The organism is Roseomonas indoligenes, from assembly GCF_017813365.1.
GTDB lineage: Bacteria > Pseudomonadota > Alphaproteobacteria > Acetobacterales > Acetobacteraceae > Roseomonas > Roseomonas indoligenes.
Window position 1 is genome coordinate 418,156 of record NZ_JAGIZA010000003.1, and the last position, 22,744, is coordinate 440,899.

General features: G+C 70.7%; 27 protein-coding genes. 13 read left to right on the forward strand and 14 right to left on the reverse strand.

All coding sequences use genetic code 11. The annotated features are described in order from the left end of the window. Positions 1-36: 36 nt before the first annotated feature. From J5Y10_RS07085 to J5Y10_RS07100, 4 genes are all read right to left on the reverse strand, one after another. On the reverse strand, positions 37-1,920 hold the full coding sequence (locus J5Y10_RS07085) for a TRAP transporter permease (protein ID WP_209372143.1): 1,884 nt from the start codon (positions 1,918-1,920) through the stop codon (positions 37-39). Positions 1,921-1,930: 10 nt separating this feature from the next. Further along, positions 1,931-2,929, reverse strand: a complete 999-nt coding sequence (locus tag J5Y10_RS07090; RefSeq protein WP_209372145.1) for a TAXI family TRAP transporter solute-binding subunit — start codon at positions 2,927-2,929, stop codon at positions 1,931-1,933. A gap of 101 nt (positions 2,930-3,030) precedes the next feature. Continuing rightward, entirely contained in the window at positions 3,031-3,879 is an 849-nt protein-coding gene (gene pdxY / locus J5Y10_RS07095; protein ID WP_209372146.1) for a pyridoxal kinase PdxY, read from the reverse strand. Between the two features lie 118 nt (positions 3,880-3,997). Beyond that, positions 3,998-4,753 carry a glucose 1-dehydrogenase gene (locus J5Y10_RS07100; RefSeq protein WP_209372148.1) on the reverse strand — a complete coding sequence of 252 codons (756 nt, stop codon included), beginning with the start codon at positions 4,751-4,753 and terminating at the stop codon, positions 3,998-4,000. Positions 4,754-4,934: 181 nt separating this feature from the next. Here J5Y10_RS07100 and rpmE point away from each other — a divergent pair, with 181 nt between their 5' ends. Both rpmE and J5Y10_RS07110 read left to right on the forward strand, forming a co-directional pair. Further along, positions 4,935-5,162, forward strand: coding sequence for a 50S ribosomal protein L31 (gene rpmE / locus J5Y10_RS07105; RefSeq protein WP_209372150.1), 228 nt, complete (start codon positions 4,935-4,937; stop codon positions 5,160-5,162). Positions 5,163-5,378: 216 nt separating this feature from the next. Beyond that, the gene (locus tag J5Y10_RS07110; RefSeq protein WP_209372152.1) at positions 5,379-5,873 is read left to right on the forward strand and encodes an Hsp20 family protein; all 495 of its coding nucleotides are present in this window, start codon (positions 5,379-5,381) and stop codon (positions 5,871-5,873) included. Between the two features lie 85 nt (positions 5,874-5,958). On the opposite strand, the gene J5Y10_RS07115 is transcribed toward J5Y10_RS07110, so the two are convergent. Beyond that, complete coding sequence (locus J5Y10_RS07115; RefSeq protein WP_209372154.1) at positions 5,959-6,153, reverse strand: DUF1192 family protein; 195 nt, start codon at positions 6,151-6,153, stop codon at positions 5,959-5,961. Positions 6,154-6,271: 118 nt separating this feature from the next. Between J5Y10_RS07115 and J5Y10_RS07120 the strand changes: the two genes are divergently transcribed. Next, a complete protein-coding gene (locus tag J5Y10_RS07120; RefSeq protein WP_209372156.1) occupies positions 6,272-6,826 on the forward strand; it encodes a DUF1013 domain-containing protein in 555 nt (184 codons plus the stop codon). A 234-nt stretch (positions 6,827-7,060) separates the two neighbouring features. On the opposite strand, the gene J5Y10_RS07125 is transcribed toward J5Y10_RS07120, so the two are convergent. Next, positions 7,061-7,243 carry a YdcH family protein gene (locus tag J5Y10_RS07125; RefSeq protein ID WP_209372158.1) on the reverse strand — a complete coding sequence of 61 codons (183 nt, stop codon included), beginning with the start codon at positions 7,241-7,243 and terminating at the stop codon, positions 7,061-7,063. 224 nt (positions 7,244-7,467) lie between these two features. Between J5Y10_RS07125 and J5Y10_RS07130 the strand changes: the two genes are divergently transcribed. The 5 genes from J5Y10_RS07130 to J5Y10_RS07150 all read left to right on the forward strand — a co-directional run bounded on the left by J5Y10_RS07130 (position 7,468) and on the right by J5Y10_RS07150 (position 11,222). Next, positions 7,468-7,668: a DUF465 domain-containing protein gene (locus tag J5Y10_RS07130; RefSeq protein ID WP_209372160.1), complete on the forward strand. Its 201-nt coding sequence runs from the start codon at positions 7,468-7,470 to the stop codon at positions 7,666-7,668. A 44-nt stretch (positions 7,669-7,712) separates the two neighbouring features. Beyond that, positions 7,713-8,168 (forward strand): 5-(carboxyamino)imidazole ribonucleotide mutase, encoded by a 456-nt coding sequence (purE, locus tag J5Y10_RS07135; protein WP_209372275.1) that lies wholly within the window; start codon positions 7,713-7,715, stop codon positions 8,166-8,168. Further along, positions 8,165-9,289, forward strand: a complete 1,125-nt coding sequence (locus tag J5Y10_RS07140) for a 5-(carboxyamino)imidazole ribonucleotide synthase (protein WP_209372162.1) — start codon at positions 8,165-8,167, stop codon at positions 9,287-9,289. The genes purE and J5Y10_RS07140 overlap by 4 nt, the downstream gene beginning before the upstream one ends. Before the next feature lie 175 nt (positions 9,290-9,464). Beyond that, on the forward strand, positions 9,465-10,598 hold the full coding sequence (locus tag J5Y10_RS07145) for an OmpA family protein (RefSeq protein WP_209372164.1): 1,134 nt from the start codon (positions 9,465-9,467) through the stop codon (positions 10,596-10,598). A gap of 177 nt (positions 10,599-10,775) precedes the next feature. Next, positions 10,776-11,222: a hypothetical protein gene (locus J5Y10_RS07150; protein ID WP_209372165.1), complete on the forward strand. Its 447-nt coding sequence runs from the start codon at positions 10,776-10,778 to the stop codon at positions 11,220-11,222. 9 nt (positions 11,223-11,231) lie between these two features. Here the strand turns inward: J5Y10_RS07150 and J5Y10_RS07155 are convergent, their stop codons facing one another. The 3 genes from J5Y10_RS07155 to def all read right to left on the reverse strand — a co-directional run bounded on the left by J5Y10_RS07155 (position 11,232) and on the right by def (position 13,084). Beyond that, entirely contained in the window at positions 11,232-11,774 is a 543-nt protein-coding gene (locus tag J5Y10_RS07155) for a hypothetical protein (RefSeq protein ID WP_209372166.1), read from the reverse strand. A gap of 201 nt (positions 11,775-11,975) precedes the next feature. Next, positions 11,976-12,557: a COQ9 family protein gene (locus J5Y10_RS07160; RefSeq protein WP_209372167.1), complete on the reverse strand. Its 582-nt coding sequence runs from the start codon at positions 12,555-12,557 to the stop codon at positions 11,976-11,978. After that, positions 12,554-13,084, reverse strand: coding sequence for a peptide deformylase (def, locus tag J5Y10_RS07165; RefSeq protein WP_209372168.1), 531 nt, complete (start codon positions 13,082-13,084; stop codon positions 12,554-12,556). The genes J5Y10_RS07160 and def overlap by 4 nt, the downstream gene beginning before the upstream one ends. A 212-nt stretch (positions 13,085-13,296) precedes the next feature. Between def and rpsU the strand changes: the two genes are divergently transcribed. Further along, on the forward strand, positions 13,297-13,500 hold the full coding sequence (gene rpsU, locus J5Y10_RS07170) for a 30S ribosomal protein S21 (protein WP_043829268.1): 204 nt from the start codon (positions 13,297-13,299) through the stop codon (positions 13,498-13,500). Positions 13,501-13,601: 101 nt separating this feature from the next. Here rpsU and J5Y10_RS07175 read toward each other — a convergent pair whose 3' ends face one another. Next, positions 13,602-15,194 carry an ABC transporter substrate-binding protein gene (locus J5Y10_RS07175; RefSeq protein WP_209372169.1) on the reverse strand — a complete coding sequence of 531 codons (1,593 nt, stop codon included), beginning with the start codon at positions 15,192-15,194 and terminating at the stop codon, positions 13,602-13,604. Between the two features lie 115 nt (positions 15,195-15,309). On the opposite strand from J5Y10_RS07175, the gene J5Y10_RS07180 reads away from it, so the two are divergent. Beyond that, complete coding sequence (locus tag J5Y10_RS07180) at positions 15,310-16,029, forward strand: gamma-glutamylcyclotransferase (protein WP_209372170.1); 720 nt, start codon at positions 15,310-15,312, stop codon at positions 16,027-16,029. Here J5Y10_RS07180 and J5Y10_RS07185 read toward each other — a convergent pair. The 4 genes from J5Y10_RS07185 to J5Y10_RS07200 form a co-directional block, all read right to left on the reverse strand. After that, the gene (locus J5Y10_RS07185; RefSeq protein WP_209372172.1) at positions 15,995-17,410 is read right to left on the reverse strand and encodes an NAD(P)(+) transhydrogenase (Re/Si-specific) subunit beta; all 1,416 of its coding nucleotides are present in this window, start codon (positions 17,408-17,410) and stop codon (positions 15,995-15,997) included. The genes J5Y10_RS07180 and J5Y10_RS07185 overlap by 35 nt on opposite strands. Before the next feature lie 4 nt (positions 17,411-17,414). After that, complete coding sequence (locus tag J5Y10_RS07190; RefSeq protein ID WP_209372174.1) at positions 17,415-17,819, reverse strand: proton-translocating transhydrogenase family protein; 405 nt, start codon at positions 17,817-17,819, stop codon at positions 17,415-17,417. A 13-nt stretch (positions 17,820-17,832) separates the two neighbouring features. After that, positions 17,833-18,981 (reverse strand): Re/Si-specific NAD(P)(+) transhydrogenase subunit alpha, encoded by a 1,149-nt coding sequence (locus J5Y10_RS07195; protein ID WP_209372176.1) that lies wholly within the window; start codon positions 18,979-18,981, stop codon positions 17,833-17,835. A gap of 79 nt (positions 18,982-19,060) precedes the next feature. Continuing rightward, a complete protein-coding gene (locus J5Y10_RS07200; protein ID WP_209372178.1) occupies positions 19,061-19,954 on the reverse strand; it encodes a LysR family transcriptional regulator in 894 nt (297 codons plus the stop codon). Between the two features lie 108 nt (positions 19,955-20,062). Here J5Y10_RS07200 and J5Y10_RS07205 point away from each other — a divergent pair, with 108 nt between their 5' ends. The 3 genes from J5Y10_RS07205 to J5Y10_RS07215 are packed head-to-tail and all read left to right on the forward strand — an operon-like array spanning position 20,063 to position 22,721. Beyond that, entirely contained in the window at positions 20,063-21,052 is a 990-nt protein-coding gene (locus J5Y10_RS07205; RefSeq protein WP_209372180.1) for a Bug family tripartite tricarboxylate transporter substrate binding protein, read from the forward strand. Between the two features lie 8 nt (positions 21,053-21,060). Next, entirely contained in the window at positions 21,061-22,413 is a 1,353-nt protein-coding gene (locus tag J5Y10_RS07210) for an acyclic terpene utilization AtuA family protein (RefSeq protein WP_342452863.1), read from the forward strand. Beyond that, positions 22,410-22,721: an AtuA-related protein gene (locus J5Y10_RS07215; RefSeq protein WP_209372184.1), complete on the forward strand. Its 312-nt coding sequence runs from the start codon at positions 22,410-22,412 to the stop codon at positions 22,719-22,721. The genes J5Y10_RS07210 and J5Y10_RS07215 overlap by 4 nt, the downstream gene beginning before the upstream one ends. The last annotated feature ends 23 nt before the right edge of the window (positions 22,722-22,744 follow it).

Consider the following 22,744-nt stretch of genomic DNA (forward strand, 5'->3'; position numbering starts at 1 on the left):
GATTGGGAGGTCTTCCCCCCCTCCCCCGGGCCACCCTCACGCCACGCGGCGTGAGGGTGCCAGGCTCCGTCCGGTGACCCAGGCGAGCGTCATGGCCGCGAGGGCCATGGCCAGCCGCACCGGGTCGGGGAAAACGGGGACGAAGGCCGCCACGAGGCCGGCGGTTCCGAGGATGACGCGCGGCACCGGCCCGATGGACGAGACGAAGTAGCCCGCATAGGCGGCGGTGATCGCGACGAGGGCCGCGACCTGGATCGCTGTGGCGAGGAGGATCTCGTAGAGCCCGCCGCGCATCATGATTCCGGGGTCGTAGATGAAGGCGAAGCCCACGGTGAAGCCGGCGATGCCCAGCCGCGTGCCGTGCAGGGCGGTGATGGTCGGTCCTGACTTGGCGATGGAGGCGGCGGCGAAGGCGGCTGCCGCGACGGGCGGGGAAACATCCGCCAGCACGGCGAAGTAGAACAGGAAAAGGTGCGCGGGCAGCACGTCCACGCCCATGGCGATGAGTTGCGGCACGCCGATGGCGGCGGCGATGATGTAGCTCGGGGTGGTGGGCAGGCCCATGCCGAGCACCAGCACGGTGAGCGCGAGCAGGACCAGCAGGATTGGCAGGGAGCTGCCCGCGAGATCCTTGATGATGCCGCCGAAGGCAACGACCATGCCGGTGGCGGTGAGGGCGGAGACGACGATGCCGGCGCCGGCGATCGCGACGGCGAGCGGCGCCATGGTGAGGCCGGCATTCACCAGGCTGTCGAAGATCGTGCGCGGCGTCATCCGCGTGCGGCCGCGCAGCATGGAGACGGCGACCATGGCGACGGTGGCGCAGAAGGCCGCGAAGTTGCCGGACCAGCGCTCCATCATCAGGTAGACGAGCAGCGCCATGGGGAGGACGAGGTGGGTGTCCGCCAGAACCTCGCGCCAGGGCGGGATCTCCGCCTTCGCCATCGGGGCCATACCCGCCCGCTTCGCCTCGAAATGCACGGCGCAGAGGATGGCGAAGTAGTAGAGGACGGCGCCGAGCGTGGCGGCGACGACGATCTCGCCGTAGGGGATGTTCGTGATCTCGGCCATGACGAAGGCGGCGGCGCCCATGACGGGCGGCATGATGGCGCCGCCGACGGAGGCCGCGCTCTCGATCCCACCGGCGACGGCGGGCCTGTAGCCGATCTTCTTCATCAGCGGGATCGTCATCGCGCCTGTCGTGATGACGTTGGAGACGGAGGAGCCGCTCATCGTGCCGAAGAGGCCGGAGGTGATGACGGCGACCTTCGCCGGGCCGCCGGTGAAGCGGCCGGCGGCGGCGGCGCCGAGATTGCTGAAGAGCCGCCCCGTGCCGCTGCCGCCCATGAAGGAGCCGAAGATGATGAAGACGGCGATGGTGGTGGCGACGATGCCGGTAAGCGGACCGTAGACGCCGCCGGCAGTGGGAACGAGCCAGGAGGCTTCGAGGATTTCCTCCACCGAGAAGGGGCGCGTGTTCAGCACGCCCGGGAGGAGGTGGCCGAAGGCCATGTAGGCGAGGCTGATGATCACCATCCAGGCGAGGCCCGGCTCCACCGCACGCCGCGTCGCTTCCAGCAGCGTGACGATGCAGAGGATGGCCATGCCGGACATGACCGGCGTCCACTCGTCCACGTACTCCATGCGGTCGGAGACGGCGCCGGCGTTGATCCAGACCCAGACATGGGGCGCGGCGGCGGCGGCGAACCAGAGCCAGTCCGCGAGGGTGGGCTTGTCCGCCGGGGCCTTCTTCCCGGCGGGCCAGAGGAGGAAGATCGGCGGGACGAAGGCGAGCAGGTGGAAGGCCCGCATGGCGATCGGCTCGGGGAAGCCGACGCCACCGAAGTAGAGATGAACCGCCGCCGCGAGGGCGAGCCAGGCCGATAGGATCGGGCCCAGCGGCCCCTTCAGCGTGCGCAAGTCGGTGTCCTCAGGCCGGCGGCATCACGCCGGCCTCGCGGTAGGCGCGGGCGGCACCGGGGTGCAGCGGCGCGCCGGCATACTTCCAGGCCACCTTCGGGTCGTAGGCGGCCATGGAGGCGTGGATCTGCGTCATCCGCGCGCCGGTCGCGCCGATGAGCACCTTGGTGAGCTTGTAGGCGACCTCGTCCGGCACCGTCTCATGCACCACGATCACGCTGTCCATCGTCGTCACCGGCACGTCGGCGGATTGCAGCGTGGGGTAGGCAGCGGCGGGGATGATACCCTGGTTGTAGGCGTAGGTGTCGATCAGGTGCTTCCGCACGTCCTCGGGGAAGGCCACCAGCTTCGCGGTGCGGCGGCCCTGGCCGAGTTCGGTGAGAATGGCCGCGGGCTTGGCGAGGGCGAAGTAGACGCAGTCCACCTGCCCGTCGCCGAAGGCGGCCGCGACGTCGTTGTAGGAACCGTTGAGGTAGGTGCCGCCATTCGCGCGAATCTGCTCCGGCGAGGTGCCGTAGAACTTCAGGATGCGCTGCAGAGTCATCTCGTCGGTGGAGGAGCGCTGGGGGCAGCCGATGCGGAGGCCGCGCTGCGTCAGCAGGGCGCGCATGTCGTCGCTGCCCTTGTCCGTCGCGCGGACGAGGTTGTGCTCGGTCGGGGAGTAGCCGGTGCCGAGGGTGCGGATCTTGTCGTGCTTGGCGCGGTAGGGTTCTTCCCCGCGCACCGCGGCGGCGGTGAAGGCATCGATGCCCCAGCCCATCTGGGACTGGCCGTTGTTGATGCGGGTGGGATTGGCGAGGCCGCCGCCGGGGACGACGCGGATCTGCAGGTCGGCCTCGTCCTTCGCCAGGGCCGCGATGCCGGCGCCCATGGTGTACCAGCCTCCGCCGAGGGAGCCCGCCACGAACTCGAAGGTCTGCTGGGCGGAGGCGGTGCGGATGAAGGGCATCGCCAAGGCGCTGCCGAGCAGGAGGCGCCGGTTCACGACGGGACGAAGGATCGGGAGCATCGGGGCCTCCAGGGGGCGGGTCTGTGTCGGGCGATGTTGGGGCCGACGGCGCTTCAGCCGCAATGGGCCTGCAATGGGCGTGCCGCTCCCGGAGGGGTTCGTCAGCAGGGCTGGGCGAGGAAGACGCGGGAGGGGGTGACGAACTCCTCCTGCGCCTCGACCGTCAGGATCTCCCGCGCGCCGGCTTCCGAGGTGCGGCGGAGCAGGCCGTAGATCGAGGAGGAGGCGGCGGAGAGGGCAAGGCGCGGGTCGCCCCAGCGCAGGCGGTGGAAAAGGAATAGGGCGGCCATGGCGTCGCCGGCGCCGTTGATGGAGATGGGCAGGCGCGGCGTGCGGAGACGCCAGAAGGAGCCGCCCTCGGCGACGAGGAGGTCCACGGAATCCTCCGGGGTGTCCTCCACCTGGAGGCTGGTGACGAGGACGGTGGTGGGGCCTTTCGCCTGGAGAGCGGCGGCGGCGGTCTTGGCGTCGCCGAGCGAGGAGACCTGCCGGCCGGTGAGCCATTCCAGTTCGAACTGGTTCGGCGTGACGATCGTGGACTGGGGGACGGCGCGGTCCCGCATGAATTCGGGGATGCCCGGGCGGACGAAGATGCCGCGCCCGACATCGCCGATCACCGGGTCGCAGCACCAGATGGCGGCGGGGTTCACGGCGCGGACGCGGGCGGCGGCACCGAGGATGGCCTCCCCGATCGCGGCATCGCCCATATAGCCGGAGAGGACGGCATCGCAGCGGGCGAGCACGCCGCGCTCCTCGATTCCCTGCACCAGGTCGTTGATGAGGTCGGCACCGAAGACCTGACCGCGCCAGGCGCCATAGCCCGTGTGGTTGGAGAACTGGACGGTGTTCAGCGCCCAGACCTCGGCGCCGAGGCGCTGGAGCGGGAAGACGGCGCTGGCGTTGCCGACATGGCCGTAGGCGACCCAGGACTGGATGGAGAGGATGTTCATCGCGGCATCCGCCCCGCCGGAGGCCCGGAAGAAGCCGCCCGGGCGGGGAACGGGGACGGCCGATCCGTCCTAGAGCAGATCGCGCCGCGCCGGAATCGCCGGCGCGGCGTATTTCTGATCAGGCGGTGCGCCCGCCATCGACCGGCAGCAGGACGCCGGTGATGAAGGAGGAGGAGTCCTCGGCGAGCCAGACGCAGGCATTGGCGATGTCGGCGGGGGTGGAGAGGCGGCCGATGGGGATGGTGGCGAGGAAGCGGCCGCGGTTCTCCGGCGTGTCCTCCACCCCCATGAAGGCGGAGGTGAGGCCGGTGACGCCCATGACCGGGCAGACGGCGTTCACCCGCACGTTGTCCTTCGCCCATTCCTGGGCGAGGGATTGGGTGAAGACGTTCACCGCGCCCTTGGTGCCGTTGTACCAGGTGAGGCCGGGGCGCGGGCGGAGGCCGGCGGTGGAGGAGACGGTGATGAAGCTGCCGCCGCCCCGGGCTTTCAGGGCGGGGTAGGCCGATTTCGCCATCAGGAAGACGGACTTCACGTTGATGGCGAAGACCCGGTCGAACTCCTCCTCCTCGACGTCGAGTGAGGGCTGGTTGCGGTAGGTCCAGCCGGCGTTGTTCACGACAATGTCGAGGCCGCCGAGGGCGGAGACGGTGCCTTCCACCATGGCCTGGATGTCGGCGGCGCGGGCGACGTCTCCGCCGAGCGCGATCCCGCCGATCTCATCGGCGACGCGGCGGGCGCCCTCCAGGTTCAGGTCGGCCACGGCCACCTTCGCGCCCTGGGCGGTAAATTCCCTGGCAATTCCCTCGCCGAAGCCGGAGGCGGCGCCCGTGACGAGCGCGACCTTGCCTTGCAGGCGCCCCTGCTGACCCATGTTCCCGTTTTCCCAGCCGTTTCCGGCGGCAGTCTGGGAAGGGCGGCCTGGGGGGTCAATGCGCCGGCGGCGCGGGGTGGCCGTTCGCATTCCGGTTGCGCCGGCGGCCAGGGGCAGGTAAACGCGCGCCCTCGCGCTTCCGGTCGGCATCGGCGGCGCCACAAGCCATGGAACCCGCCCGATGAAGTCCGATATCCATCCCGACTACCACGAGATCAACGTGATCATGACGGACGGGACGACCTATAAGACCCGCTCCTGCTACGGCCAGCCGGGCGACACGCTGCGCCTGGACATTGATCCGAAGTCCCACCCGGCCTGGACCGGCGTGCAGCGCATCGTGGACACGGGCGGCCAGATCGCGAAGTTCAACAAGAAGTTCGCGGGCATCGGCGCGCGCAAGGGCTGAGCTGCTGCCGCTGCAAGGCTGGCATGCACATACTGCATACTAAGGAGGGCTCCGGGGCTTGAAGCTCTGGAGCCCTTTTCTCATTTATCGGCTGTCAACGGCGCCCGTACGGGGCCGGTGACGCGAGGCGAGCGGTCGCACGGCCCGATCGGGGGTGCACAAGCCGCAAGCCATTGCAAACGCAGACGACAACCTTGCTCAAGCAGGAGGTTTTTCGTGAACGCTCTCGACTTCTCTCCCCTTTTCCGTACCGCCATCGGCTTCGACCGTCTGGCCCGTCTTGCGGACACCGCCCGCGCGGCCGCCGAGGCGCCTTCCTATCCCCCGTACAACATCGAGCGCACGGCGGATGACAGCTACGTCCTGACCATGGCCGTGGCGGGCTTCTCGCAGTCCGACATCGAGATCACCGCGCAGGACAACGTCCTTCTCGTCTCCGGCAAGGCGCCGCAGGCGAATGACGAGGGCCGCTACCTGCACCGCGGGATCGCCGGCCGCGCCTTCGAGCGGCGCTTCGTCCTCGCCGACCACATCCGGGTCGAGGGTGCGTCGCTGGAGAACGGGCTGCTGCACGTCTCCCTGCGCCGCGAGGTGCCGGAGCAGCTGAAGCCGCGCCGCATCGAGATCTCCCAGGGCGCCCCGCAGCGCCCGGCGATCGAGGGCCGCGTGGAGGCCGCGAACACCCAGGAGGGTTCGGCCCAGGCGGCCTGAGGGCTTCGGCCCGATCGCCTCGGTCTCTACCCTTCGCCGGGATGAGTGAGTGGGGGGGCCGGCGGAGCGATCCGCCGGCCCTTCCCTATTCCGGCTTGCGGAAGAAGGCGTCGGCCGCCGAGCGCTGGGCCGCCCGCGCGGCGATGGCCGCCTCGGCCCTGGCGATCTCGGCCCGCAGTGCCGCGACATAGCCTCGGAGCGTCTCCTCGGACCAGCTGGCCAGGGCGGCGGGGGTGAAGCCCCCTGTGGCCGGGCTGCGTCTTTCCTCGTCTTCGAACATCTGACCTCCTTCGGGGCTTTGACCGCCCCCTCCCCCCTCTCTATATCCCGACCCAACAGCCCAAGGGGGCCCCCGGCTCCCGCCGACCAGCCCCACGGGGCCGCGCGAGGTTCCCAATATGCCTACCCCCCTCATGCCGAAGGCCACCGCCGTGTGGCTGATCGACAAGACCTCCCTCACCTTCGACCAGGTGGCCGATTTCGTGGGGATGCACCCGCTGGAGGTTCAGGCCATCGCCGACGGCGAGGTGGCGCAGGGCATCGTCGGCTACGATCCCGTCGCCAATTCGCAGCTGACGCGGGAGGAGATCATCCGCTGCGAGGCCGATCCGAAGGCCCGGTTGAAGATGATGGAGAGCGCTCTTCCCCAGCCGAAGATGCGGGGCAAGGGGGCCAAGTACACCCCCGTGGCGAAGCGCAACGACCGGCCGGACGGGATCGCCTGGCTGCTGCGGAACTACCCGCAGCTGACGGACGCGCAGGTGGCGAAGCTCCTCGGCACCACGAAGGAGACGATTGCCAAGGTGCGGGACCGCAGCCACTGGAATGCCGCGAACATCAAGCCGCGCGATCCGGTGATCCTCGGGCTTTGCAGCCAGTCCGACCTGAACGCGTTGATCGTCTCCATCGGGGCGGAGCCGGCGCCGACGGCGGTCGAGGACGACGCGGCTTGAGCCCCTTCCCTTCGGGGGGCTGAATTTTCTGGGTGAGTGTGTCGGGGAGGGCAAGGGGGACCCTTTCTCCTCTCCGGCCATGTCGCCCGCTGATTTTTGTTATGGTTCGTCCCGGCCCGCTTCGGCTGGGTTGAACGGCCGATGCCCGCTCGCGGGACCGGACAGCAAAAGGGCGGGTCCCCTCCTGGGAACCCGCCCTTCGTCGTCAGCTGGGACCTGGTCGGCCCCGGGAGATTACTGAGGTCGGCGGCGCTGTGCCTCGAACCGCTCCATCTCCTCCTTGAGTCGTAGCTTTTCCCGCTTCAGGCGCGCCAGTTCCAGGTTATCCGGAAGGGGCCGGGCGTCCTCCTCAAGGATGCGCGTATCGATCGCGGCGTGACGGTCCTTGAGCGACTGCAGCCGGTGCGGGTTCAGCATGCGCTTGAGCCTCCTGCTAGTTCGTCCGGAAGATGCGGCCCCTGGGTGACTCCTGTCGGCGCCCGTCCCCAGGGCCTTGCGCGGCGTCTGTCACCGCCGCGCCCAACATGATATGGCAATCGCGAGCCCGGGCGCGACAACTCTCACGCCCTTATCAACTCTCAACCCGCCCGTTCGCCGCCTACCGCGGGACGCAACGGGCCGCCCGATCCATCCGGGGGACCATGCTCGCCGAACGTGACAGCCTCCTGCGTCGCCTACACGAGATGCGGAGCGAGCACCGCGACCTGGACACGGTGATCGCCCGTCTCGAGGACAGCCACCACGACCAGCTGCAGCTGCAGCGGCTCAAGAAGCGCAAGCTGAAGCTGAAGGACGAGATCTCCTCGCTGGAGAGCCGCCTCGTGCCGGATATCATCGCGTGAGCGGGGCCGCGCTGCGCGCCCTGCCGCCCGTGGTCGGCATCATCATGGGCTCCCGGTCCGACTGGGAGACGATGCGGCACGCCTCCGAGATGCTGGAGGGTCTGGACGTGCCCCATGAATGCCAGGTGGTCTCCGCGCACCGGACGCCGCGGCGCATGGTGGACTACGCGGAGGGCGCGGCCGGCCGCGGGCTGAAGGTGATCATCGCCGGGGCCGGCGGCGCCGCCCACCTGCCGGGGATGACGGCGAGCCTGACCACCCTCCCCGTCCTCGGCGTGCCCGTGGAGAGCCACGCGCTGAAGGGGCAGGATTCGCTTCTCTCCATCGTGCAGATGCCGGCCGGGATCCCCGTGGGGACGCTGGCCATCGGGCGAGCCGGGGCGGTGAACGCGGCGCTGCTGGCCGCTTCCATCCTTGCCCTTTCCGATCCGGCCCTGGCCGACCGGCTGGGCGCCTATCGCCGCGCGCAGACAGAGGGCGTGCCGAGGAGCCCGGCGTGAGCGAGGGGCCCCTGCCACCGGGCTCCACGATCGGCATCCTCGGCGGCGGCCAGCTCGGGCGGATGACGGCGCTGGCGGCGGCACGGCTGGGTTACCGGTGCCATGTCTTCTCCCCGACCGCCGGCGAGCCGGGGACGCTCGTCGTCGCGGAGAGCACGATCGCGGCCTACGACGATCAGGACGCGCTGGGGCGCTTCGCCCGCTCCGTGGACGTTGTGACCTTCGAGTTCGAGAACGTGCCCGCCGCCACGCTGGACCATCTGGCGGCGATCGTGCCCTGCCGGCCGGGCATCCGGGCCCTCTCAATCTGCCAGGACCGGCTGGTAGAGAAGGCGTTCCTGGAGAAGGCCGGCGTGCCGGTGGCGCCCTGGGCGGCCGTGCATTCGGCGGCGGACCTGCCGGGCGCCCTGGCGAAGGTCGGGCTGCCCGCGGTGCTGAAGACGACGCGGCTGGGCTATGACGGCCGGGGCCAGGCCGTGGTCCGCACGGCGGAGGAGGCGGAGGCGGCGCTGGCGCGGCTCTCCCCCCACCCGCTGATCGCGGAGGCCTTCGTGCCCTTTTCCGCCGAGATCTCCGCGGTGGCGGCGCGGAGCGTGGACGGGACCACGGCGACCTACGACGCGGTGGAGAACCGCCACGCCCATCACATCCTCGACCTCTCCTTCGCGCCGGCGCGGCTGCCGGCCGATTCGGCGCGGCTCGCAAGGCGCCACGCGGCGGCCGTGGCGGAGGCGCTGGAGCTCGTCGGGGTTCTGGCCGTGGAGTTCTTCCTGCTGCCGGACGGCACGCTGCTGGGCAATGAGATCGCGCCGCGGCCCCACAACTCCGGGCATTGGACGATCGATGCCTGCGGCGCGAGCCAGTTCGACCAGCATGCCCGCGCCGTGGCCGGGCTGCCGCTGGCCTCGACCGAGCGCCATGCGGACGCGGTGATGCGGAACCTCGTCGGGCCGGAGGGGATGGCGCGCTGGCCGGGAATCGCCGGGGCGCCGGGTGTCTTCACCCATCTCTACGGCAAGGCGGAAGCCCGGCCGGGCCGGAAGATGGGGCATGCGACGCGGGTGCTGCCCCTCGGCAGCCTCAGCATCGAAAGCGAATCGGACCTCCTCAAGGGCATGTGACCGAAATGCCAGGGTTGGCTGTGGCGATCCCGCCACACCGTCCCGAAACCCTTGTGCTGCGCGGTCTGGCGCGATGCGCGGGTGCCCTGGGGGTGGTAATGAAACTCACGCGGCGCCGGACTCGGGAGCTACCTGACTCCCGCGCCAGCGCCCTGGTGGATCGGGAGTTCACATCATGAGCCTGAAGAAGGCCCTTCTGGCGGCGACGATCCTGTCGCTTCCCCTCGCCGCGCAGGCCCAGCCTGTCACCGGCCTCTACATCGCTGGCGGCGCCGGCTTCAACTGGCAGCAGGACAGCAAGGACACGATCGGCGGCTCCGCCGGCGCGTTCCTCGGCCCGAACAGCAACCGCGTCCGCGTCGAGTCCGATATGGGCTGGGTCGGCGTCGGCAGCATCGGTTTCGGCTTCGGCAACGGCCTCCGCATCGAGGCCGAGGGCAACTACCGCGAGAACGACATCTCCTCCGTCCGCTTCGGCGCCGTGGAGAACCGCTTCCAGTCCGGTCGTACGCGCAGCTACGGTGCCATGGGCAACGTGCTGTTCGACTTCAACATCCCCGGCATCCCCGTTGCCCCGTATGTCGGTGGTGGCGTCGGCTACATCTGGACGCAGTACGACAACGTCCGTGGCACCGACTACCGCTTCCCGAACGGCAGCCGCCTGCTGATCGACGACACGGACGGCCAGTTCGCCTACCAGGGCATCGCCGGCCTCTCCTTCGGCCTCGGCGTCCCCGGCCTCGCGCTGACCGCCGAGTACCGCTTCCTCGGCACGCTCTCCCCTGAGCTGACCGGCCGCGTGCAGACGCAGACCGGCGCCCAGGCGCTGAACAACGGCCGCACCACGGTCGGCACGGGCCGCTTCGAGGCCGACAACTTCAACCACTCCGTGCTGATCGGTCTGCGCTACGCGTTCAACGCGCCGCGCCCGGCCCCGGCTCCGGTGGCTGCTCCGGCTCCGGCCGCTGCTCCGGCTCCGGCCCGCACCTACCTGGTGTTCTTCGACTTCGACCGCGCCGACCTGACGGACCGCGCCCGCCAGATCATCGCCGAGGCCGCCCAGGCCGTGTCCTCCACGGGCACGACCCGCATCGAGGTGGCCGGCCACGCCGACCGCTCCGGCACCCCGCAGTACAACCAGCGTCTCTCCATGCGCCGCGCCGAGGCCGTCGCTGCCGAGCTGACGCGCCGCGGTGTGCCCCGCTCCGCCATGTCCATCCAGGCCTTCGGCGAGAGCCGCCCCCTGGTGCCGACCGCGGACGGCGTGCGCGAGCCGCAGAACCGCCGCGTCGAGATCGTCCTGCGCTGAGCAGCACGATCCCGGTCACGGGACTTGGAAGGGGGCGGGACCGAAAGGTCCCGCCCCTTTCTTTTGCCCGGCGTTCAGACCAGGGCTTGTCGGCCCGATATTCGTTGTGGGAAGGAAAGGAAATCCGGCGTCCGATGACGCCCGGCACCGAAGCGGATCCGTCATGGGGGCTTGGCCATGCGTGCGGAGCATCTCCTCCCCTTGCTTCTCCTGTCCGGTCTTTCCATGGCTGGCTGCGGCGCCGCGCCGCGCGAACCGGCCCTGGCCGGCTACCTCCATATTTTCGAGACGGCCAGGAATGCCCGCCAGGCCTGCGCGGGGCTCCTCCCGGGCTGCACGGCGGACGGCCTGGAGCAGCACCTGACCCGGGCGGAGGAGGCGGCTCCCCGCGAGCTCTTCGTGCCGCAGCGGGACGCCGGGGAGGACCGCCTTCTCGCGCGGACGGCGCTGGAGGCGGCGGATGCGGATTGCCGGGTGCGGCGCCTCCGCCCTGGCTCGGCGCGCTGGGACAGCTGCTTGTTGGACCGTGGCGTCGCCCGGCTGCGGGAGGCGGCGGGCGGGCGCGGCGGGGTGCCGGAAACGACGAAGGGCGCCTCGCGGCGCCCTTCTGAACCCTCGGTGTGAGCGGTCGGCTCAGCGCGCGTTGGTGGAGACCCGACGGATGGCCGTGCGGCGCTCCGGCTTCTCCGGCGCGGAGTTCGCGGCGGCCGGGGTGGTCGCACCGCACTCGCTGCGGCCATGCGGGTTGGACAGGCCGTTGGCGACGGCGAGCTGGGCCAGGCCCTCGGTGCTCTTCGGCGCGGCCATGGCGGCGCTGAAGAGAGAGGCGACGTTGGCGCAGAAGGCGGTGCCCTGGCGGCTGCCGTCCATCTGCTGGACGTTGGCCAGCTCGGTCACGAAGTTGTCGCGCACCCGCACGCCGGTGTTGCCGTTGGCGCGGCGGTAGTAGGTGGACATGCCCTCCCAGGCGGAGGAGAGCTGGCCCTGATAGCTGCGCACGAAGGTGTTGTACTGCTCGTCCTGCTTGCAGATCAGGGCGGCCACCATCAGCTGGCTCTGCAGGGCGCGCACGTCGAAGGCGGCCTTGTCGGCGGGGCGCATGCAGGTCTGCGCCATGGCAGGGGCGGCGGCAACGACGGCCACAAGACCGGCGGCGAGGAATCGGATCGGCGACATTTCGTCCGGGGTCTCCCGAGGCATGAGAGGCGGTACGTCCCGCCCCGAGGCACATCTAGCGATTCGCTCGCTCCGATGCACGCGGCTTTTTGAAGGCAAGACGCGAGCCCTGCCAGCAACTTATGAGGCGTGGCGGAAATGCCATGGCAAGTTTGCGCGGCGTCCATGGCCACCCGCGCCGAAAGCGCGGTCTACCCTCCGTCAAGACGCCTTCGCGGCTTTCGGGCGCATGGCGCGCGCCAGATCCGTCATTCGCCTGTCAAGAAAATCCAGCGCGGCGGCGGTGTCTTCCGGTTCACGCAACCAGAAGGTCAGGGTGGCGGCGTAGAGGCCGGCCAGCGAGGCACGACGCGTGTACCAGGAGAAATCGGCGGAGGTGTCGCTGGCGGCAGCCCAGACGGCGTCCGCGGTTCGGGCCAGGGTGCGGGCCATGATGCGGGCGTTCCAGGGCAGGGCGAGGATGGAGAGGGCGCGCCGGAGGGCATCCCGGTGCGGCGAGGTCTGCTGCAGCCGGATCTCGAGGATCCGGCGGATCCGGGCGGGGGTGCGGAGGGCTGCGAGGTCTTCCCGTGCCGCCGCCTCCTCCATCCGGCGGTCGGCGAGGTCGCTCCAGGCTTCCGCGGCGCCGGCGGGGCCGGTCGGGAAGAGCCAGCGATGGGCGGCGGGCTCTTCCCCGGCGCCGCGCAGCCCGGCCTCCAGCGCGGCCGCGGTCCATCCGAGGCGGGGAACATGCGGGAGGGTGGCCAGGATGGCGGCGTCCCGCTCCGCGCTGCGCTCGATCACCGTGCCTTCTCCTTGCCGTCTCTCGGGCCTTCGGCGGGCGCCTGATGGCGCGCGAGTTCCTCGTTGAAGCCGAGGCGGGAGAGATCCTCCATCCGCATGGGGTAGAGAAGCCCCTCCAGATGGTCGAATTCGTGCTGCATCACGCGGGCGGCCATGCCGTCCGCCTCCCCGGCCACGGGGCGGCCCTCGGCGTCCAGGCCCTTCCAGGCAATCCGGGTGGCGCGGCGCACCTCCCCGCGCAGGCCGGGGATGGAGAGGCACCCCTCCCAGCCGAGTTCCCTCTCCTCCCCGATCGGGGCGATCTCCGGGTTGAACAGGGCGAAGATGCGGGGTCCGTCCCGCATGACGAAGAGGCGCAGGGGAATATGGACCTGCGGGGCGGCGAGGCCGAGGCCACTGGCGTCGACCATCGTTTCCGCCATGTCGGTGGCCAGGCGGCGCATCTCCGGGGTGGTGGGGTCTGGCACGGGGTCGGCCCGGCGCAGCAGGACCGGGTGGCCCATGCGGGCGATCTTCAGGATGGCCATTCGCGTTCCAAGAGTGTCGGGGCAACCGTGGCCCAGCCCCGCATGTTGGAGCGGTGGCCGGATTCGTCACCAGTGTGCGGCGCAGCGGCGTTTCGGGCTTCCGCCCCCCTTGCTCCGCATGCTACACGGCCGGGCTTTCGCCGGAAGGGATTCGGTCCCGCCGGCCTTTTGCGATCGTCAAACTCAACCCCTGACCAGGAGGTCGTTGCCGCGTGCAAGTCGTCGTTCGGGACAACAACATCGACCAGGCGCTGAAGGCGCTCAAGAAGAAGCTGCAGCGCGAAGGCGTGTTTCGCGAGATGAAGCTGCGCCGCCACTTCGAGAAGCCCTCCGAGCGCCGTGCGCGCGAGGCCGCCGAGGCCGTTCGCCGCGCCCGCAAGGTCGAGCGCAAGCGCCTGGAGCGCGAGGGCTTCTGAGCCCTTCCCGCCCCTGACCGATCAGGTCCGGGGGGCGGGACACCGATGACGTCAGGAGCCGCGGCGCGGGATCACCCCGCGCATCGCGGCTTTTGGCGTTTCTACCCGGTCTTGCTAAGGCCCCAGAAGGTGGCGAAATTCGGCACCACGTCCCGCAGCGTGTTCCGGTAGGCGGTGGCCTGGAAGTACTGGCCGAGCGGGATGAAGGGCACCGTTTCGAAGGCGCGGCGCTGCATCCGGCCGGCGACTGTTTTCTGCACCTGCAGGTCAGGGGCGTCGAACCACTCGTCCCGCAGGGTTTCCAGCTCCGGGTCGTCGGGCCAGCCGAACCAGCCGGCCCCGCCATTGGCGCGGAGCTGGGTGTTGGCGGCCGGCGTGGCGTTGTCGGATCCCGCGGAGAAGGTGACGAAGGCGCTCCAGCCGCCGGCATCGGGCGCGGCCTTGCTGGCGCGGCGGGTGAGGACGGAGCCCCAGTCCGTCGCCTGGTAATCGAGGTTCAGGCCGATCTTCCTCATCGTATCGGCCATCACCTCGCTCATCGCGTTCAGGTGGGGCAGGTCGGTGGGGACGATGAAGACGACCTTCTCGCCCTTGTAGCCGGCGGCGGCGAGCTCGCGCTTCGAGCGCTCCAGGTCCCTGGGGCGGGACAGGATATCCAGGGCGATATCGTTGGCGAGCGGGGTGCCGGGGGTGAAGACGCCCGCGGGAACCCGCCACATGGCCGGGTCGTCGCCGGCGCAGGCGATCATCAGGTCCTTCTGGTCGATGGCGCCCAGCACCGCCCGGCGGACCAGCGGATTGTTGAAGGGCGGCTGCAGGTGGTTCATGCGGAAGCTGGCGCCGTAGCCCGCGCGGTCCAGTACGGCCACGGTCAGGTTGCGGTTCCGGCGCAGCAGGGGCAGCAGGTCGGGGGTGGCGAAGTCCCACCAGTCTACCTCCCCGGCCTGGAGGGCGGCGGCGGCGGTGGCCGGATCCGGGGTGGTCAGCCACTCCACCCGATCAAGATTGACGATCTTGGGGCCGGCGGTGCCACTGGGCGTCCCGTTCGGGCGGGGGACGTAGCGCTCGTTGCGGGCGTAGACGGCCCGGGCGCCGGGGACGCGCTCACCGGCCAGGAAGCGATAGGGGCCGGAGCCGACGATTTCCGCGACCTGCGTGGTACCGGGGGTCCTCGCCAGGCGCTCCGGCATCATCGCCGGCATGAAGACGCCGAACTTGCCCAGGGCGTTGGGCAGCATCGGAAAGGGCTTCTTCAGGCGGAAGAGGATGTGCCGGTCGTCAGGGGCGGAGAGCTCGTCGGTCGCGGCCATCAGCGTGGCGCCGAATCCGTCCCGGCTCGCCCAGCGGCGGATGGAGGCGACGCAGTCCCTGGCGAGGACGGGCTCGCCATCATGCCAGCGAAGGCCCTCGCGGAGCGTCAGGGTCCAGCGGCGGCCGTCCTCCTCCACGCTGTGGCCTTCGACCATCTGCGGCTGCGGCTGGTAGTCCGCGTCCGTGCCGTAGAGGGTGTCAAAGACCATGAAGCCGTGGTTGCGCGTGACGTAGGCGGTGTTCCAGTGCGGGTCGAGGGTCGAGAGATCGGCCTGCGGGATGAACTTCAGGACCCGGGCGCCCTGCGCCGCCCCCTGGCGCGGGGATGCCAGGGCGGCGCCTGCAGCCAAGCCGGCCGCCCCGAGGATTTGCCGTCGCCGCATCGCACCGAACTCCCGATCAGGCCGGCATGGCAGCACGGCGCGGCGCGGCCGTCACCTTTCCCCGGACAACCGCGGGGCCCCTGCCCCGTTCGCATGTCGCAGAACCGGACGCCCCATGCCCCAGCTCACGCCCGAACTGATTGCCCGTGTCCCGCCGCCGCCCGAGGGGCCGCCCGTGCCCGCGCCGGACGAGCTGCGGCTGCGGGCGGAGATGACGGTGTTCCTGCATGACCGGGACCCGAAGCTCGGGATCTGGGTCTTTGCCTATGGCGCGCTGATGTGGCGGCACGGGGAGGCCGCGCCCGATATCGTCGCGCCCGCGCGCCTGCCGGGATTCGCCCGCCGCTACGACCTGTCCGATGTGCACGACCGGGGGACGCCGGCGCGGCCGGGACTGACGCTCGGGCTGGAGCCGAACGCGGCGCTGGCCTGCGCGGGGCTGCTGCTCCATCTGCCGGGGCCGGACGTGGCGGCGCATCTCTGGCCGGTCTGGAAGCAGGAGATGGGGCCTGGCTTCTACGTGCCGGAGTGGCACGACGCCCTGCTGACGACGGCGCATGACGGGAGCGGCGCGCCGGTTCGGGCGCTGTGCTTCATGACGAGGCGCGGGCACCGGCTGCATGTCGGGGAGCGGCCGGTGCATGAGACCGCCGACACCTTGTCCCGCGCCGCGGGGCCGAACGGGTCGGGCGCCGCCTACCTGATGGACGCGGCCGGGATCCTGCGGGCGAAGGGGATGCGGGACGCGATGCTGGAGAGCCTGGAGGCGGAGGTGGCCCGCCGCCTCCAGACGATGCCGCCTATTTCTGGAGAGCCTGGACGATCTGCTGGGTGACCTTCTTGGCGTCGCCGAAGAGCATCATCGTGTTGTCGCGGAAGAAGAGCTCGTTCTCCACACCGGCATAGCCGCTGGCCATGCCGCGCTTGACGAAGAACACGGTCTTGGCGCGCTCCACCTCCAGGATGGGCATGCCGTAGATCGCGGAGGACTTGTCGGTCTTGGCGGCGGGGTTGGTCACGTCGTTGGCGCCGATCACGTAGGCCACGTCGGCCTCCGCGAATTCGGGGTTGATCTCCTCCAGCTCGTGCACGTCGTCGTAGGGGACGTTGGCTTCGGCGAGCAGGACGTTCATGTGGCCGGGCATGCGGCCAGCGACGGGGTGGATGGCGTACTCCACCGTCGCGCCCTCCTTCTTGAGGAGGTCGGCCATCTCCCGCACCACCTGCTGGGCCTGGGCCACCGCCATGCCATAGCCGGGGACGATGATGACCTTGCCGGCGTTCTTCATGATGTAGGCCGCGTCCTCCGGGCTGCCGGACTTCACGGGGCGGGCGGGGCCGCCGGCGCCTGCACCGGCCGAGGCCGCGCCACCCGCATCGGCGCCGAAGCCGCCGAGGAGGACGTTGAGGATGGAGCGGTTCATCCCCTTGCACATGATGTAGGAAAGGATCGCGCCGGAGGCGCCGACGAGGGCGCCGGTGACGATCAGCAGCAGGTTGCCGATGGTGAAGCCGATGCCGGCCGCGGCCCAGCCGGAGTAGCTGTTCAGCATCGAGACGACGACGGGCATGTCCGCCCCGCCGATCGGGATGATGAGCAGGAAGCCGAGCGCGAAGGACAGGATCGCGATGATCCAGAAGAGCCAGGCGGGGCCGCCGGTGGCGACGAAGGTGGCGATCAGCAGGACCAGCACCACGCCGAGCGCGGCGTTCAGGGGGTGCTGGCCCTTGAAGAGGATGGGCGCGCCGGACATGCGCCCGGCCAGCTTGGCGAAGGCGATGACGGAGCCGGAGAAGGTGACGGCGCCGATGGCGAGGCCGAGCGACATCTCCACCAGGGACTGGGCGTGGATGTTGCCGGGGGTGCCGATGCCGAAGCTGGTCGGCGCGTAGAGGGCGGCGGCGGCCACGAAGACGGCGGCGAGGCCGACGAGGGAGTGGAAGGCGGCAACCAGCTGCGGCAGGGCTGTCATCTGGATGCGATTGGCCACCACCGCGCCGATGGTGCCGCCGATGGCCAGACCCGCGATGATGAGGCCGATGCCGCCGACCCGCATGCCCGGCTGGGCCAGGGTGGCGACGATGGCGATGGCCATGCCGACCATGCCCATGATGTTGCCGCGGCGGCTGGTGCGGGGGTGGGAAAGTCCCTTCAGCGCCAGGATGAAGAGGATCGAGGCGACGAGGTAGGCGAGCGTCGAGAGCGTGTGCGCCACCGGTTCAGCCCTTCCGCTGGAACATGGCGAGCATCCGCCGGGTGACGAGGAAGCCGCCGAAGATGTTCACGGCGGCCAGGGTGACGGCGAGGAAACCGAAGGCCTGGGCGATCCAGGATTCGCCCAGCCCGGTGGCGAGCATGGCGCCGACCACGATGACGGAGGAGATGGCGTTGGTGACGCCCATCAGCGGGGAGTGCAGCGCGGGCGTCACGCTCCAGACCACGTGGTAGCCAACGAAGCAGGCCAGCACGAAGATGGTGAAGAGGAGCAGGAAGGGCTCGGCGGCGGCCGCATGCGCCTCGATGCCCGGCAGGGCTTCCCCGGCGGCGGCGCGGGCCTCCAGCGCCATGGCCATGGCCCGTTCGGCCATCGCCTGGGCGCGCATGGCGAGTTCCTCAGCGTGCATGTGTCGGGTTCCCTCAGCCGGCGGCGAAGTTCGGGTGCACCACCTGGCCGCCGCGCGTGAGCATCACGCCGCGCACGAGGTCGTCCTCCGCCGGAAGGGCCGGCTTCGAGGAGTCCTTGTCCCAGAAGGTGGTCAGGAAGGTCAGGAGGTTGCGGGCGTAGAGGCTGCTGGCCGCCGCCGGGATGCGGGCGGGCCAGTTGCGCCAGCCCAGGATGATGACGCCGTTCTCCGTCACCACGCGCTCGCCGGGCTTGGTCAGGGCGCAGTTGCCGCCGGCGTCAGAGGCGATGTCCACGACCACGGAGCCGGGCTTCATGGAGGCGACCATCGCCTCCGTCACGAGGATCGGGGCGCGGCGGCCCTGGACCAGGGCGGTGCAGACCACGATGTCCATCTTGGCGATGGCGGCGGCGACGACCTCGGCCTGCTTGGCCAGGAATTCCGGGCTCATCGCCTTGGCGTATCCGCCGGAGGTCTGGGCGGCCTTCGACTCCTCGTCCTCGTAGCCGACGAAGCTCGCGCCGAGGGACTTGATCTCCTCCTTGGCGGCCGGGCGGACATCGGTGGCGGAGACCCGGCCCCCGAGGCGGCGGGCGGTGGCGATGGCCTGCAGGCCGGCGACGCCCGCGCCCATGACGAGCACGTTGGCGGCGGGGATGGTGCCGGCCGCCGTCATCAGCATGGGGAAGCCCTTGTCGAAGGCGGAAGCCGCCTCGATCACCGCCCGGTAGCCGGCGAGGTTCGCCTGGGAGGAGAGGATGTCCATGCTTTGCGCGCGGGTGGTGCGGGGCAGGAGCTCCATCGCGGCGGCGTCCACGCCGGCGGCGGCAAGGCGGGCGACTGAATCCTTGTCCGCGCTCATGGTGGCGATCAGCAGGGCGCCGCGCGGGATCAGGGCCAGCTCGTCCGGCCCCTCCTCCCCGCTGGCCAGCGGGGCGCGCACCTTCAGCACGATCCCGGCGCCGGACAGGGCGGCGGCGGCGTCCGGGGCGATCTCCGCCCCGGCCTCGGCATAGGCGGAATCGGGGATGCCGGCGGTGAGGCCCGCCCCGGCTTCCACCGCGACCGTGTTCCCGAGGGCGATCAGCTTTTTGACGGTCTCCGGCGTCGCCGCTACCCGAGCCTCGTCCGCCCGGCGCTCCTTCATTACGGCAAGCCGCATCATTCCATTCCCGTCGTTCCTGGTTGCGCAGGATCGCGGGGCCTAACGAAAGCTGCAAGCCCGGAAGGATCGAGGCGCCTTAGTCGGCGGCCCCCGCCGCATCCCGCAGGGCCGCCAGGAAGGCCTCGGCGGCGGGGGAGAGGGTTCGGCCGGCCCGCCGGATCAGAAGGATGTCCCGCCGGATCTCCGGCCCGGCGATGGGAACGGGCATCAGCCCCGGCGAATCCGTGCCGACCGCGGAGGAGGGCAGGATGGCCACGCCCAACCCGGCGCGGGCCAGCCCGAGCGCGGTGCTCATGTAGGTGACCTCGTAGGCGGGGGTGGCGGAGAGGCCCTGGCCGGCGAAGGCGCGGTCCACCAGGACGCGGACGCTGCTCTCGGGGTCGGTCAGGATCAGCGGCACGCCCGCGAAGTCGGCGAGCCGAACCGACCGCCGCCCGGCCAGGGGATGGCCGAAAGGGACCGCGGCCACCATCCGGTCCACGATCAGCGGCTCCGCTTCCAGTTCCGGGTCTGCCTCCAGCTCGGTGCCGATGGCGAGTTCCACCTCCCCTGCCCGCAGCAGCGCGGCGACGCGGCGGGCCACGGCGTCCCGGATCAGGACCTGGATGCCGGGGCGGTCGGCGCGGAGACGTGCCAGGGCACGGGGCAGGAGCGTGGTGCCGATGGAGGGAAGCGCGGCGAGCCGCACCGTCCCGACGCGCTGCGCGGCCACGTCACGCGCCTGGGTCATCAGGAGGTCGAAATCGCCGACCAGCCGCTCGAACTCCGCCGCCAGGCGCAGCCCCTCGGTGGTGGGCAGGGTGCCGCGGGTGCCGCGATCCAGCAGGCGCAGGCCCAGTGCCTCCTCGAACTGGCGTAGCTGGACGGTGAGCGTGGGTTGCGAGACGCCCAGCGCCTCAGCCGCCCGTGTGAGGCTGCCCAGGCGGACGACGGAGACAAAGGCGCGGGCCTGACGAAGACTGGGCGGCATAGCGTCTCTCTATGGGGCCGATCAGAAGCTTTCAATTGTCCGATGGGCTGTGCCCGGTTCAATCTTGCCGGGAAGCGCGGGCTCTACCCGCCAGCCGAGGAAACAGACATGACGCCCATCGCCGGCACGCGCCGGGCCCTGCTTGCTGCAGGGGCCGCCCTTGCCGCCCCTGCCCTTTCCCGCCCGGCCCTGGCCCAGGCCGCATGGCCGACCCGGCCGATCCGGATGATCGTGCCTTTCGCCGCGGGGACGAGCACGGACATCATGACCCGCCTCGTCACGCCGCGGATGACGGAGGAGCTGGGGCAGCCGATCGTGGTGGAGAACCGCCCGGGCGCGGGCGGGATCGTGGGGTCGGACGCCGTCGCGAAGGCGGCGCCGGACGGGTACAACCTGTGCATGGGGTCGATCGCCTCGCACTCGGTGAATGCGACGCTGATCCGGACCATTCCCTATGACGTGCTGCGGGACTTCACGCCGGTCTCGCTCGTCACCAACGCGCCGAACCTGCTGGTGGTCGGCAATGCCGTGCCCGCGAAGACGCTGCCGGAGTTCATCGCCTGGGCGAAGACGCAGCGGAGCGTCGCCTATGCCTCGGCGGGGAACGGCACCTCGTCCCACCTCGCGGGGGAGTTGCTGAAGCTGAAGACCGGGGCGCCGCTGGAGCACGTGCCCTACCGTTCCGCGCCTCAGGCGTTGACGGACGTGATCTCCGGCCAGGTGCCGATGACGATTTACCAGGTCACGGCGGTGCTGCCCTTCGTGCGGGACGGGAAGATGAAGGCGCTGGCCGCGACCTCCGCGAGGCGGCTGGAATGGACGCCGGAGGTGCCGACGGCGATCGAGCAGGGGATCGCGGATTTCGACGTCTCGGCGTGGCATGGGCTTTTCGCGCCGGCCAACCTGCCGGCACCGATCCTGGAGAAGATCTACGCGGCGCTGAGCAAGGCGCTGAACGATGCTGCGCTGCGGCCGAAGCTGGTGGAGCAGGGACTGGAGCCGGTGGGAATGGCGCCGGCGCAGTTCCGGCCCTTCCTCGAGAGTGACATCGCCAAGTGGCGCGAGGTGATCCGCGCCGCCGACATCAAGGCGGACTGATGCCGGAGATGCTGAGGATCGGATGCGGCTCCGGGTTTTCCGGCGATCGGATCGACGCCCCCATCGCCGTGGTCGCGGCGCTGGCGGCGGCCGGGGGGCCGGCGGCGCTGATGCTGGAATGCCTTGGCGAGCGGACGCTCGCGCTGGCGCAGGGGGAACGGCTGAAGGATCCAGGGCATGGCTACGAGCCGATGCTGGAGGCGCTGCTGCGGCCAATCCTGAAGACCTGCCGGGCACACCATATCCCCATCGTGACGAATGGCGGGGCGGCGAATCCGCAGGCGGCGGCGCGGGCGACCCAGCGGCTGGCAGCGGAGCTGGGGATCGAGGGGCTTCGCGTGGCCGTGGTGGAGGGGGACGACGTGCGCGGCACCGATGCCCTCGACGATCTCGCGCCCTGGGAGGGGGAGCCCGGGGCGGTGATGGACGAAGAGAAGGTGATCGCGGCCAATGTCTATCTCGGCGCACGGCCGATCGCGGAGGCCCTTCTCAGGGGGGCAGAGGTGGTGATCACCGGGCGATGCTCGGACCCGGCGCTCGCGCTCGGGCCGATGATCGCGAATTTCGGATGGGCGGAGGATGACTGGGACCGGCTGGCGGCCGGGACGGCCTGCGGGCACCTGCTGGAGTGCGGGAGCCAGGTGACGGGCGGGTATTTTGCCGATCCCGGCGTGAAGGACGTGGAGGGGATGGCGGAGATCGGCTTTCCCATCGCGGAGATTGAGGGGGATGGCGGGTTCACCATCACCAAGCCCGCGGGCACGGGCGGGCTGGTCGATCTGCGGACCGTGAAGGAGCAGCTGCTCTACGAGATCCACGATCCCGCGGCCTATCTGACGCCCGACGTGGTGCTGGACATCACGGGGGTGGAGCTGGAGCAGGAGGGGCCGGACCGGGTGCGCGTGCGGGGGTGCCGCGGCAAGCCGCGGCCGGAGCGATTGAAGGCCACCGTTTCCTTCCCAGGCGGATGGCTGGGCGAGGGCGAGATCTCCTATGCCGGGCCGAATGCGCGGGCGCGGGCGGAGCTGGCCGGGCGGACCTTGCTGGAGCGGGCGCGGAACCTGGGGCTGGAAGGGCGGGCACGGCTGGACCTGATCGGCGTGGCGAGCGTGCATGAGGGGGATTCGGGGGCGCTGCGCGGGGAGCGGCGGGACGAGCCGGCGGAGGTTCGGCTGCGGCTCTCGCTCGCGACCGAGGCGCGCGCGCTGGCGGAGCGGGCGACCCGGGAGGTGCTGGCGCTGCTCTGCTGCGGGCCGGCGGGCGGCGGCGGGGCCCGGATGCGGGTGGTGGACCGGGTGCGGACGCTTTCCTTCCTGGTGCCGCGCGACCGGGTGCATCCCCGGGTGGAGTTCGTGGCTTGATTCTCCATCAACTCGCCCATGCCCGGGCCGGGGATAAGGGCAACCGGCTGAACATCGGCCTCTTCGCGCGCGATCCCCGGCACTTCCAGCATTTGGCGGCGGAGGTGACGGAAGAGCGGGTGATGGCGCTGTTTGCGCATCGCGGCTGCACGAAGGTGGTGCGCTACGACCTGCCGCGGCTGCACGGGTTCAACTTCGTGCTCGACGACGTGCTGGAGGGCGGGGTGAACGGGGCGCTGAACCTGGACGGGCACGGCAAGACCCTCTCCTTCCTGCTGCTGGGGATGGAAGTCGCGCCGCCGGGCTGACGTCATTCACGGGATGGCAACGG